This is a genomic window from Streptomyces sp. NPDC079141, assembly GCF_040686775.1.
In the GTDB taxonomy this organism is placed as follows: Bacteria; Actinomycetota; Actinomycetes; order Streptomycetales; family Streptomycetaceae; genus Streptomyces.
This window is the reverse complement of record NZ_JBFBLP010000003.1, coordinates 225642-238101: the sequence shown is the minus strand read 5'-3', so window position 1 is coordinate 238101 and position 12460 is coordinate 225642. Positions and strand designations below refer to the sequence as shown.

Here is a 12460-nt window from a genome sequence, read left to right as displayed (position 1 = left end):
GGACGGTCGTGGCAAGGTCGGACGACGGTGAGGTGTCCGGCTTCGCCACGGCCTGGACGACTCGGGCGCCGTTCCGCACCGACCGCGCCTCCGGCAAGGTGACGCGGTTCCTCGGCGCCGCCCGGGTTGAGGGGTTTCTGGTCGGCGCCCTTGAGGCGGACGAACTCTTCCTGTCCCCGCGGTGAGCCGACGGGACGTCGGCCCGACGAACCCGGGTGCCCGCAGCGCCTTGTCGGGCCCGAGGCGCGTCGGCCCGACGAGCGCCCGACGTCCCACGTTCACCCGGCCGTCGTACGGCGTTCCGCGCGGGGCCCAAATCTGGCCGCTGTCACCGAACTTGGTCCATCAGGAGGCCCGATGTCCCCGCACGCCACCGGCCGGCGCCGTGTCCACCGTTCCGTCGCAGCGGGCGTGCCCCTCGCCGTGATGGCCGTGCTGGCGGCGACCGGGCCCGCCGTGGGCACCCCGGCGGAGGACGCCCGCGTCATCGGCACCGCGACGCTGGGGGACATACCGCTCGCGGAGTTCAGCAACGCGCTGCTGCCCGGCAGCGTCGCCGACGACCGGGGCGTGGACCTCGGTGGCATCGGCAGTGACATCTACCCGGCGGGCCGCGAGGGCGAGTTCTGGACGGTCACCGACCGCGGGCCCAACGGCCAGATCAAGGTGGACGGCACCAAGCGTCGCACCTTCCCCGTGCCGGGCTTCGACCCGGCCATCGTGAAGATCCGCGTCTCCGGCGACTCCGTACAGGTCCTGGACGCGATCCCCCTGACCACGTCCTCCGGCAAGCCCGTCACCGGGCTGTCCAACCAGGAGGGGCGCGACGAGGCTCCGTACTCCTACGACGCGAGCACGCCGCTGTCGTACAACCCGAACGGACTGGACACCGAGGGCATCGTGCGGGCCAAGGACGGGAGTTTCTGGCTCGTCGACGAGTACGGCCCTTCCCTCGTCCATGTCTCCGCGCGCGGGAAGGTGCTCACGCGTTACGTGCCCGAGGGGCTGCATCTGACCGGCGCCGACTACCCGGTGGTGGAGGCGCTGCCCTCCGTGCTGCTGCACCGCAAGACCAACCGCGGCTTCGAAGGGCTCGCCCAACTGCCATGCGGGGACCTGGTGATGGCCGTGCAGAGCCCGCTGTCCCTTCCGGACGCCGATGCCGGGGAGGCGTCGCGGACCACGCGGCTGCTGCGCTTCTCGCCGAAGAAGAAGGCGGTCACCGCCGAGTACGCGTACCGCTTCGACCCGGTCGACGTGGTGGACCCGGGCGAGGACGACACCTCCGAGCTGAAGATCTCCTCCGTGGTCGCCGTCGGCGGCGACAGGCTGCTGGTCGAGGAGCGCACCGACAAGGCCGCCCGGCTGCACCTCGTACGGCTGGACCGGGAAGCGGACATCCTCGGGGGCGCGTGGGACGACGACACCACGTCGCCGTCGCTGGAGCAGCTCGACGACCCGGCGGCCGCGGGCGTTCCTGTCCTCGCCAAGAGGCTGGTCGTCGACCTGGGGACGGTCGCCGGGGTGCCCGGCAAGATCGAGGGCGTCGCGCGCGTGGACCGCACTACGCTCGTCCTGATCAACGACAACGACTTCGGGATGTCCGACGGGGCGGGCGCGTTCGACGCGCAGGGCCGTCTGGTCGACAGCGGGATCGAGACGAAGGTGATCTACGTCCGACTGCCGCGCGGCGTCTGACGGCACGCGCGCGTGGCCCGTCCGCACCCCGGGTCACGGCAGGTCGACGTTCCCGAGGTCCGGCAGCAGGGACTCGATCTCGCTGGGCAGTTCGCTGGGGAACTCCGACGGCAAGGACGACGGCAGGGACGAGGGCAGCTCGCTCGGCAGTCTGCTGGGCAGCTCGGTCGGGATGCTGAACGACGGCTTGGCCGAGCTGCTCTCCGCGGAGGGCTTCTGGTCGGGCTCGTCGTCGCTGCCCGAGGCCATCAGCACCACGAGGGCGACGGCCCCGACCGCCACGATCACGGCGAGCAGGATGATCAGCGGGTTCCGGCGCCGTCCCGGTCCCCCACCGGGTCCGCCGGGTGGCGGCCCGTCGTACGAGGGCGGTCCGAAACCGTCGGTGGGCGGTCCGAAACCGCCCCCGGCAGGCGGCGTGTTGCCCGGCGGCCCGGGCGGCTGAGGCGGTACGGGCGGGGTGGCCATACCGTCCAGAGTCACCTCGTACCGGGCACGAGGCGAGGCCTTCGGGGAACTTGATACCGCCCCAGGCCATGGACCGTACGATTCCGCGGCATTGCGCCCCGGGGTGCGCCGGAGCGCCCCGCCCGGCACGCCCCCGTGGGGGAGCGCGTCGCGCGGGGCGCTCCGTTGCGGTCAGCGTGCGCCGAGGAGGTGGTCCATGGCGAGCTGGTCGAGCCGCTCGAAGGCCATCCCGCGCGCGGCGGCTGCCTCGACGTCGAAGTCCTCGAAGGCCGTCCGGTCGGCGAGCAGTGCCTTCAGGCCGTCCGCCGCGGTCGGCTGCGCCAGCTGGTCCAGCCGCGCGGCACGCAGGGCCTCCTGCACCTCGGGGTCGGCACGGAAGGCGGTCGCGCGCTCCTTGAGGATCAGGTAGTTGCGCATGCAGCCGGCCGCGGAGGCCCACACGCCGTCCAGGTCCTCGGTGCGCGGCGGCTTGAAGTCGAAGTGCTTCGAGCCCGCGTACCCGGCCGACTCCAGCAGATCGACCAGCCAGAACGCGGAGCGCAGGTCACCGGCGCCGAAGCGCAGGTCCTGGTCGTACTTGATGCCGGACTGGCCGTTGAGGTCGATGTGGAAGAGCTTGCCCGCCCACAGCGCCTGCGCGATGCCGTGCGGGAAGTTCAGGCCCGCCATCTGCTCGTGGCCGACCTCCGGGTTGACGCCGTACAGCTCGGGGCGCTCCAGGCGCTCGATGAACGCCAGCGCGTGGCCCACGGTGGGCAGCAGGATGTCGCCGCGCGGCTCGTTGGGCTTGGGCTCGATGGCGAAGCGCAGGTCGTAGCCCTGCTCGGTGACGTACTCGCCGAGCAGGTCGAAGGCCTCCTTCATGCGGTCCAGGGCGACGCGTACGTCCTTGGCGGCGCCGGACTCCGCGCCTTCCCGGCCGCCCCAGGCGACGTAGGTCTGCGCGCCGAGTTCGACGGCCAGGTCGATGTTGCGGATGGTCTTGCGCAGCGCGTATCGGCGCACGTCGCGGTCGTTGGCGGTGAACGCGCCGTCCTTGAAGACGGGGTGGGCGAAGAGGTTGGTGGTGGCCATCGGGACCTTCATGCCGGTCGCGTCGAGGGCCTCCCGGAAGCGCTTGATGTGCGCCTCGCGCTCGGTGTCCGTGGACCCGAAGGGGATCAGGTCGTCGTCGTGGAACGTGACCCCGTGCGCGCCCAGCTCGGCCAGGCGCTGCACCGTCTCGACGGGGTCGAGGGCGCGGCGCGTGGCGTCGCCGAAGGGGTCCCGTCCCTGCCAGCCGACGGTCCACAGGCCGAAGGTGAACCTGTCCTCGGGGGTGGGCTGGTAGCTCATTCCGCGGCTCCTTGCTCGCTGACGACTGCTCGCTACGACTATTTCGTCATGGCGGTTTACAAATTAGTATGCCCACACGTCTCAGGGAAGAGACAAGGTGTCTCCGGATGGAGACACGCGCCGCAACAGGACACGAGCCGCACACAAGGGAGAGCCCGATGTCAGCAGCCGAGGGACCGCTCGTCGTTGGCGTGGACACATCCACGCAGTCCACGAAGGCGCTGGTCGTCGACGCGGCCACCGGGCACGTCGTCGCGAGCGGCCAGGCCCCGCACTCCGTGTCCACCGGGGCCGGCCGCGAGAGCGACCCGCGTCAGTGGTGGGAGGCGCTGTGCGAGGCGCTGCGCCAGTGCGGCGATGCGGCCCACGAGGCTGCCGCGGTGTCATTCGGCGGACAGCAGCACGGCCTCGTCACGCTGGACGAGCGGGGCGAGCCGGTGCGCCCGGCGCTGTTGTGGAACGACGTGCGCTCGGCGCCGCAGGCCCAGCGGCTGACCGAGGAGCTGGGCGGCGCGAAGTTCTGGGCCGAACGGACCGGCAGCGTCCCCGCCGCCTCCTTCACCGTCACGAAGTGGGCGTGGCTGGCGGAGCACGAGCCGGAGGCCGTTCGCGCCACGAAGGCCGTACGCCTCCCCCACGACTACCTCACCGAGCGCCTGACCGGTCAGGGCACCACCGACCGCGGCGACGCCTCCGGCACCGGCTGGTGGGCGTCGGGGACGGAGTCGTACGACACCGAGATCCTCGGCCATGTGGGGCTCGACCCCACGCTGCTGCCCCGGGTGGTGCGGCCCGGCGAGGTGGCCGGCACCGTGCGCGAACACCATGACCTGCCGTTCTCCAAGGGCACCCTGGTCGCCCCCGGCACCGGCGACAACGCCGCCGCCGCGCTCGGGCTCGGCCTGCGCCCCGGCACCCCGGTCCTCAGCCTCGGTACCTCGGGCACGGTCTACGCCGTGTCGAAGCGGCGCCCCGCCGACCCGACCGGCACGGTGGCGGGCTTCGCCGACGCGCACGGCGACTGGCTGCCCCTGGCCTGCACCCTGAATTGCACGCTCGCCGTCGACCGCGTCGCGGCCCTGCTGAACCTGGACCGCGAGGCCGTGGAGCCCTCCACCGGCGTCACGCTCCTGCCCTTCCTGGACGGCGAGCGCACGCCGAACCTGCCGAACGCCTCCGGCCTGCTGCACGGCCTGCGCCACGACACCACCGCAGGACAGCTCCTGCAGGCCGCCTACGACGGCGCCGTCCACTCCCTGCTCGGCGCGCTCGACCTGGTCCTCGACGAGGACGCGGACCGCTCGACCCCGCTGTTGCTGATCGGCGGCGGCGCACGCGGCACGGCCTGGCAGCAGACCGTACGCCGGCTGTCGGGACGCCCGGTCCAGGTCCCCGAGGCCAAGGAGCTGGTGGCGCTCGGCGCCGCCGCGCAGGCCGCGGGCCTGCTGACCGGCGAGGACCCCGCCGCGGTCGCCCGGCGCTGGAACACGGCCGCCGGGCCGGTGCTCGACGCCGTGGAACGCGACGAGGCGACGCTGGCCCGGATCACCGGGGTACTCTCCGACGCGGCCCCGCTGCTGGAGCGGGGAACCCGGTGACGGCCACCGTCGACCGCCCGACACCGACCGAGGACTGACGGAGGCATGACCGCACCGCTGAACGAAGCCCACCCGGCCGGCCCCGGGCGCGCGCTGCCCGACACCCAGCAGGGCATGCGCCGCCGCAACCTGGCCCGGGTGATGCACACCGTCAGCGCGCAGGGGCCGCTCTCGCGTGCCGCGGTGGCCTCGCGAATCGGTCTGACCCGGGCGGCGGTGTCGACCCTCGTCGACGAGTTGATCCGTTCGGGGCTGATCGAGGAACTGGGTCCGGAACGGCCCGGCAGGGTGGGCCGGCCCGGCTCGGCGCTCGCCGTCAGCGGGCACGGCCCGGCCGGGATCGGCGCGGAGATCGGCGTCGACCACCTCGCTGTCTGCGCCGTCGATCTGCGCGGAGCGGTCCGCGCCCGGGCCGTGCGGTACGGCGCGAACCGCGGGCGCGCCGCCGGTCCGGTGCTCCAGGAACTCACCGAGTTGGTGCACCGCGTCGCCGCCGAGGCACACCAGGAGGGGCTGTGGCCGGCGGGCCTCGCGGTGGCCGTGCCCGGTCTGGTCGCACGCGACGGCCGTACGGTCGTCCGCGCCCCGAACCTCGACTGGCACGAGGCCGATCTCGGAGCCCTGCTGCCCACCGAGTTCCCGCTGACCGTGGGCAACGAGGCCAACTTCGGCGCCCTCGCCGAACTCTGGCTCGGCGAAGACACCCCGCACGACTTCCTGCACGTGTCGGCGGAGATCGGCATCGGTGCCGCCGTCGTCGTGGACGGCCATCTGCTGCGCGGAACGCGCGGTTTCGCGGGCGAGTTGGGACATGTGCCGGTCCGCCCCGAGGGACCGCCGTGTCCCTGCGGCGGGCGCGGATGCCTGGAGCAGTACGCCGGCGAGGAAGCCGTGCTGCGGGCCGCCGGCCTGGAACCGGGCGAGGACCGCGTCGGCCTCCTCGCCCGGCGGGCCGCCGAGGGCGACAAGGACGTACGGCGGGCGCTGCAGGAGGCGGGCACCGCGCTCGGCATCGCGCTGACCGGGGCGGTCAACCTGCTGGATCCCGAGAGCGTGGTGCTGGGCGGTGCGCTGGCCGCGCTCGCGCCCTGGCTGCTGCCCTCGCTGGAGGACGAACTGGACCGGCGCACCGCGGGTCCGGCCTGCCCCGTGGCCGTGTCCCGACTGGGCTCCGAGGGCCCGCTGCTGGGCGCCGCGCACTCGGTGGTGCGGGCGGTGCTGGACGATCCCGCGGCGGTGTCCGGAGCGCGAGGCGCCTGAGCCGACCGCCGGGCGTCGAACTCTGCTGATTTCAGGCTGACTTCACCCTTCCGGGTGATCGAGTTGTCCACAGGCGCGCGGCCGTCCACGGAAACACGGCGTTCGCTTCTGCCCAACTCGTGGGCGCCGTACCGTGATCCACGCAAGGCGCAGCCATCCGGTCGTGACCAGGGACGGCGTGCCGAGCGTCCAGCCGTGCCCGCCCCTGTCCCTGCCCTCGCGGACCTCGCCCGGACCGACCGTCCGAGAACGGAGCTGTGCAGCGATGAGCGACCCCAGGATCCTGACCGTGCGCCCCGAACCCGGCGAGTACGCCTGGACGTTCGGCGGAGCGCCACCGGTGGCGCGCATCGCGCCGGGCACCGTCCTTGACCTGTACACGGAGGACTGCTTCACCGGACGGGTGCGCTCGGAGAAGGACCTGGTGTCCGAGGTGTGCGAGTTCCCCTTCCTCAACCCGCAGACGGGCCCGTTCCACATCGAGGACGCGGAGCCCGGGGACACCGTCGCCGTGCACTTCGTCTCGATCGAACCGGCACGCGACTGGGGAGCGTCCACCACGGTCCCGCTGTTCGGCGCCCTCACCTCGACCCACACCACGGCCACCCTGCAGCCTCCGCTGCCGGAGACGGTCTGGATCTGGCAGCTCGACCGGACCCGGCGCACGGCACTGTTCCGGGCGCACGACAGCGACTTCGAGGCCGAACTGCCGCTCGATCCGATGCACGGCACCGTGGGTGTGGCCCCTGCCAATTTGGAGGTCCGCTCGGCGCTGGTGCCGGACGCGCACGGCGGAAACATGGACACGCCCGAGATGCGGGCGGGCGTCACCTGCTATCTCGGAGTCAATGTCGAGGGAGCACTGCTCAGCCTCGGCGACGGGCACGCCCGGCAGGGCGAGGGCGAGACCTGCGGGGTCGCCGTCGAGTGCGCGATGAACACCGTGGTGATCGTCGAGTTGCTCAAGGGGCTCGCCACACCGTGGCCGCGGCTGGAGTCGGACACCCACATCATCTCGACCGGGTCGGCACGCCCGTTGGAGGACGCGTTCCGAATATCCCAGCTCGACCTGGTGCAGTGGCTGGTGCGCGACTACGGGTTCAGTGAGCTGGACGCGTACCAGTTCGCAACCCAGGCCGTCGAGTCGCCGTTGGCCAACGTGTGCGACACCAACTACACGTGCGTGGCCAAGCTCCGCAAGCAGTGGCTGCCCGAGCGCGCGACGTACCGCGCAGTGCACGCGCGTCTGCGGGAGACCGCCGCGGCACTGTTCGGCTGAGCACGCCGGCCGCCCCTCGTCGAAAGGCACCACCCATGGAACAGGCACGACCGGCCACCAGCAGGCGACGGCTCCTCAAGGGCGCCGCCCTCGCCGCCGTCCCCTACGCACTGCTCCCCGACCCGCGCGCCAATGCGCAGGTCCAGGCCCCCGACCATCCGACGGCCGAGTGGCAGCAGGCGAACACCGCCAACTACACCGCGTCGAACCGGCCCACGGCGTATCCCGTCGACCTCGTGATCATCCATGTCACGCAGACGACCTTCACCACGGCCCTCGACATCTTCCGGAACCCGAAGAAGAGGGTGTCCGCCCACTACGTCGTCCGGTCGGCCGACGGGCACGTCGCGCAGTGCGTGCGGGAGGCGGACGTCGCCTGGCACGCGGGGAACTGGGACTACAACACCCGCAGCGTCGGCATCGAACACGAGGGCTGGGTGGACCGGCCCGCCCATTTCACCGACGCCCTGTACAAGCGGTCGGCCGCGCTCACCGCGGCGATCTGCACCAGACACGGCATCCCCAGGGACCGCACGCACATCATCGGCCACCACGAAGTACCCGGCACCGACCACACCGACCCCGGGCCGCACTGGGACTGGGCACGGTACCTCAGACTCGTCCGTCTCGCCTGATGGCCGGAGCACGCCCTTCAATCGGGTGACCGCGGTCGAAAAGGTTGTCCGCGCGCGTACCCGGAGTGACGATGTCCCCAGCCGCATCGCCGTCGGGGAGGCAAAGTTGACCGATCCGTGGGTGGCCCTGGAGCCGGGGGCCGACCCTGCCGAGCACGCCCGCATGCTGCGTCGCGCTCATGAGACGTTCACCGAGGCGGGCACCGTGCCCAAGCCGGTGCGGGCCGTGGTGGCCGACTCGTGGCGGCGTTCCGCGCGCGCGGGGGTCGGGCCCGACGGCACGGCGAGCGTGGAACTCGTGGACGGCGATCTCGGCGCCTACCGTGCGGAGCATCCGCTGGCGCGGGTGATGCCGCTGGTCCGTGAGCTGATGGGCACGTTCGCGGCCGACGGCGAGCACCTCCTCGCGGTGTGCGACGAGCACGGCCGGCTGCTGTGGGTCGAGGGGCATGCCACGACCCGGCGGCGGGCGGGGCGGATGAACTTCGTGCCGGGGGCCAGGTGGTCGGAGGCCGCGATGGGCACGAACGCTCCGGGCACCGCAGTCGCCGTGGGACGGCCGGTGCAGGTCTTCGCCGCCGAGCACTTCATACGGCAGGTGCAGCCGTGGACCTGTGCGGCGGCGCCGGTGCACGATCCGCGCACCGGGCGAGTGCTGGGGGCCGTGGACATCACCGGCGGCAACGGGCTGGCTCATCCGCACAGCCTGGGTTTCGTCCAGGCCGTGGCCCGGGCGGCCGAGTCGCAGCTGGCCCTGCTCACCCCGGAGCGGCCGGCCGTCGACACGCCCGAGCTGACCGCGCTGGGCCGGGACGAGGCCCACCTGCTCACCGGCGGCCACAGCCTCCGGCTCAGCCGCCGGCACAGCGAGATCCTCGTCCTGCTGGCCCGCCACCCGGAGGGTCTGACCGGCGACGAGCTGCTGTGCGCACTGTACGAGGACGAGTCGGTGACACCGGTGACGTTGCGCGCCGAGCTCGCCCGGCTGCGCCGGATCCTCGGACCCGCGCTGCTGGCCTCGCGGCCCTACCGGCTCACCGTTCCGGTCGAGTCCGACGTCGCCGTCGTGGAGCGACGCCTGGAGACCGGCGCGGTCACGGCGGCGGCGACGGCGTACACCGGCCCGCTGCTGCCGACCTCCCAGGCACCGGCGGTGGTGCGGCTGAGGCGGCGGCTGGCGGACGGGCTCCGTACGGCGTTGATCGCCCGGCGCGATCCCGACCTGCTGGCGGACTGGGCGCACGCCCCGTGGGGCGAGGACGACCTCGACGTATGGAGGGCGCTCGCGGCGGTCCGGCCGACGTCGGCGGTGCGGTCCCGGCTGGCCGCGCTGGAGTCGGAACTGGCGCTGCCCGCCGGGTGGCAGCGGTAACGCTCCCGCACTGTGGCGCCGGTCGCGCAGCTCCCCCGCCCGAGCCCGCCCGCCCACACCACCCCACCCGGCGACCGCAACGTAGCTGCAACCTCCCGCTCCCTAGCCTCGCGCCGAGAGCTGCCCAACGGCGGGCAGCGCTTCTGCAGGGAGGCAGAGCAGCATGACCCGATACGCGGCGCCCGGCACCGAGGGCGCGATCGTCTCCTACCAGGCGCGCTACGACCACTTCATCGGCGGGGAATACGTGCCGCCGATCCGGGGGCAGTACTTCGAGAACCCCTCGCCCGTGAACGGGCAGCCGTTCACCGAGATCGCGCGCGGGACGGCGGAGGACGTGGAGCGGGCGCTAGACGCGGCGCACGCGGCCGCGCCGGCCTGGGGCCGTACGTCGGTGACCGAGCGCTCCGACGTCCTGCTGAAGATCGCCGACCGTATGGAGGCGAACCTGGAGAAGCTGGCGGTCGCCGAGAGCTGGGAGAACGGCAAGCCGGTGCGTGAGACGCTGGCGGCCGACATCCCGCTGGCCATCGACCACTTCCGCTACTTCGCGGGCGCGATCCGCGCGCAGGAGGGTTCGCTCGGCGAGGTCGACGACGACACGGTCGCCTACCACTTCCACGAGCCGCTCGGGGTCGTCGCGCAGATCATCCCGTGGAACTTCCCGATCCTGATGGCGACTTGGAAGCTGGCCCCGGCGTTGGCGGCGGGCAACGCGGTCGTCCTCAAGCCGGCCGAGCAGACCCCGGCGTCCATCCACTACTGGATGAGCCTGGTCGCCGACCTGCTGCCGCCCGGCGTCGTGAACATCGTCAACGGCTTCGGCGTGGAGGCGGGCAAGCCGCTGGCGTCCAGCCCGCGGGTGGCGAAAGTGGCGTTCACCGGTGAGACCACGACCGGCCGGCTGATCATGCAGTACGCCTCGGAGAACATCACCCCGGTCACCCTCGAACTCGGCGGCAAGTCGCCGAACATCTTCTTCGCGGACGTGTGGGGGGCGGACGACGACTTCCGCGACAAGGCGCTCGAAGGCTTCACCATGTTCGCGCTCAACCAGGGCGAGGTGTGCACCTGTCCGTCGCGGGCGCTGGTCCAGCGGGGCCACTACGCGGAGTTCATGGAGGCGGCCGTAGCCCGCACCGAGCAGATCAAGACGGGCCACCCGCTCGACACGGACACGATGATCGGCGCGCAGGCCTCCAACGACCAGCTGGAGAAGATCCTCTCCTACCTGGACATCGGCCGGCAGGAGGGCGCCAAGGTCCTGACCGGCGGTGAACGCATCGAACACGACGGCGAGTTGAAGGGCGGCTACTACGTCCAGCCGACCATCTTCGAGGGCGACAACCGTATGCGGATCTTCCAGGAGGAGATCTTCGGGCCGGTGGTGTCGGTGACGTCGTTCGACGACTTCGACGACGCCATCAAGATCGCCAATGACACGCTGTACGGCCTCGGGGCCGGCGTGTGGACGCGCGACATCAACACCGCGTACCGCGCGGGTCGCGCGATCCAGGCGGGCCGGGTGTGGACGAACTGCTACCACGCCTACCCGGCGCACGCGGCGTTCGGCGGCTACAAGGGCTCGGGCATCGGGCGCGAGACGCACAAAATGATGCTGGAGCACTACCAGCAGACGAAGAATCTGCTGGTCAGCTACTCCCCGAAGAAGCTCGGATTCTTCTGAGTCGACCGGGCCTGCGGTTCTCCCATCGTGTCTCGGCCGCGGCCGTCCCGCTCCGCATCCCCCGCCGGAGCCGGGGCGGCCGCGCTTCCTGTACTTCCCGTTGCCGTTCCTGTCCGCGACGGGCATCCGTCACTCGACGGCCCGCTCACCCTTCGGAGACCGGCGCAAGGAGGCGTCGCGCGTGGCGGTCGCAGTAGGCGCGCAGGCCCTCGACGAGGTCGTGGATGGCGGAGCGGGCGTAGTGGGCGGGGTCCCATCCCGCGTACAGGGGGACGGTCAGCAGGCCGTCGGGGGTGCGCACGGTCAGTTCGGTGAGGTCGAATCGGGTTGCGTCGGAGACCAGGCAGACGCCCCGGCCGGCGGCGGCGAGCGCCTGGGCGAAGGCCGACGAGCCGGTCTCCGTCACGGCCGTGAGCGAGAGGCCCGCACGGACGACCGCCTCGTCGACGACGAGCCGGGTCATGTTGGTGCGGGTCATCAGGATCAGCGGTTCGGTGACCAGCTCGGCGAGGGTGATCTCGGTGCGCCCGCTCCAGGGGTGGCCGCCCGGCACCTGGGCGAGGACCGGCGAGCGCCCGAGGAACGCCGACTCCAGCGGGGCAGGGGCGGGGATGGTGGAGATACCGAGGTCGGCGTCGCTGCGCAGCAAGGTGTCGAAGACCTTGCTGGGCTCCTCCTGGAGGGCGTCACGGAGCGCGGGACCCTCGGGACCGGCGGCGGCCATGAAGGGTGCGAGGAGGTGCGCGACCGTGGTGGGAGACGCGACCGCCGTCAGGGCCACGGGCTCGTCGCGGCCGACGGCGGCCATCGTCTCGGCGGCCTGCTCGGCGCGGCGCACCAGGTCCTGGGCGATGGGGCGGAAACGGCGGCCGGCGGCGTTCAGGGTCAGTGATCCCGGGCGGCGGGTGAAGAGCGAGACTCCCAAGTCCTTTTCCAGGGCGCTCAGTTGGCGGGAGAGGGAGGGCTGGGCGACATGCACCTGCCGGGCGGCGGCGGTGACCGAATCCGCCTCGGCGACGGCGAGGAAATAGCGCAGCACCCGTAGTTCCATGACGTCCTCCTGGCGGCTCGATCGGACCGTCCCATGCCTCGCAGGCATGGAATCGCGATCCATCAAGTATTAGACGG

General features: G+C 72.3%; 11 protein-coding genes. 8 read left to right on the top strand and 3 right to left on the bottom strand.

Annotated features, from left to right (window positions below; translation table 11 throughout):
• Nucleotides 1-8 precede the first annotated feature (8 nt).
• On the top strand, nt 9-185 hold the full coding sequence (locus AB0Q90_RS10805; RefSeq protein ID WP_363165488.1) for a hypothetical protein: 177 nt from the start codon (nt 9-11) through the stop codon (nt 183-185).
• Between the two features lie 172 nt (nt 186-357).
• Entirely contained in the window at nt 358-1698 is a 1341-nt protein-coding gene (locus AB0Q90_RS10800) for an esterase-like activity of phytase family protein (protein WP_363165489.1), read from the top strand.
• A 33-nt stretch (nt 1699-1731) separates the two neighbouring features.
• Here AB0Q90_RS10800 and AB0Q90_RS10795 read toward each other — a convergent pair whose 3' ends face one another.
• Nucleotides 1732-2166, bottom strand: coding sequence for a hypothetical protein (locus AB0Q90_RS10795; protein WP_363165490.1), 435 nt, complete (start codon nt 2164-2166; stop codon nt 1732-1734).
• A gap of 171 nt (nt 2167-2337) precedes the next feature.
• Nucleotides 2338-3501 (bottom strand): xylose isomerase, encoded by a 1164-nt coding sequence (gene xylA / locus AB0Q90_RS10790; RefSeq protein ID WP_363165491.1) that lies wholly within the window; start codon nt 3499-3501, stop codon nt 2338-2340.
• A gap of 158 nt (nt 3502-3659) precedes the next feature.
• Between xylA and xylB the strand changes: the two genes are divergently transcribed.
• The 6 genes from xylB to adh all read left to right on the top strand — a co-directional run bounded on the left by xylB (nt 3660) and on the right by adh (nt 11332).
• A complete protein-coding gene (xylB, locus tag AB0Q90_RS10785; protein ID WP_363165492.1) occupies nt 3660-5099 on the top strand; it encodes a xylulokinase in 1440 nt (479 codons plus the stop codon).
• Nucleotides 5100-5144: 45 nt separating this feature from the next.
• Nucleotides 5145-6359, top strand: coding sequence for an ROK family transcriptional regulator (locus tag AB0Q90_RS10780; protein ID WP_363165493.1), 1215 nt, complete (start codon nt 5145-5147; stop codon nt 6357-6359).
• A gap of 265 nt (nt 6360-6624) precedes the next feature.
• Nucleotides 6625-7638 carry an acetamidase/formamidase family protein gene (locus AB0Q90_RS10775; RefSeq protein ID WP_363165494.1) on the top strand — a complete coding sequence of 338 codons (1014 nt, stop codon included), beginning with the start codon at nt 6625-6627 and terminating at the stop codon, nt 7636-7638.
• A gap of 35 nt (nt 7639-7673) precedes the next feature.
• Nucleotides 7674-8273: an N-acetylmuramoyl-L-alanine amidase gene (locus tag AB0Q90_RS10770; RefSeq protein ID WP_363165495.1), complete on the top strand. Its 600-nt coding sequence runs from the start codon at nt 7674-7676 to the stop codon at nt 8271-8273.
• A 106-nt stretch (nt 8274-8379) separates the two neighbouring features.
• Complete coding sequence (locus tag AB0Q90_RS10765) at nt 8380-9645, top strand: GAF domain-containing protein (protein ID WP_363165496.1); 1266 nt, start codon at nt 8380-8382, stop codon at nt 9643-9645.
• 163 nt (nt 9646-9808) lie between these two features.
• Nucleotides 9809-11332, top strand: coding sequence for an aldehyde dehydrogenase (gene adh, locus AB0Q90_RS10760; RefSeq protein WP_363165497.1), 1524 nt, complete (start codon nt 9809-9811; stop codon nt 11330-11332).
• 145 nt (nt 11333-11477) lie between these two features.
• Here the strand turns inward: adh and AB0Q90_RS10755 are convergent, their stop codons facing one another.
• Nucleotides 11478-12383: a LysR family transcriptional regulator gene (locus tag AB0Q90_RS10755; protein ID WP_363165498.1), complete on the bottom strand. Its 906-nt coding sequence runs from the start codon at nt 12381-12383 to the stop codon at nt 11478-11480.
• Nucleotides 12384-12460: the final 77 nt, after the last annotated feature.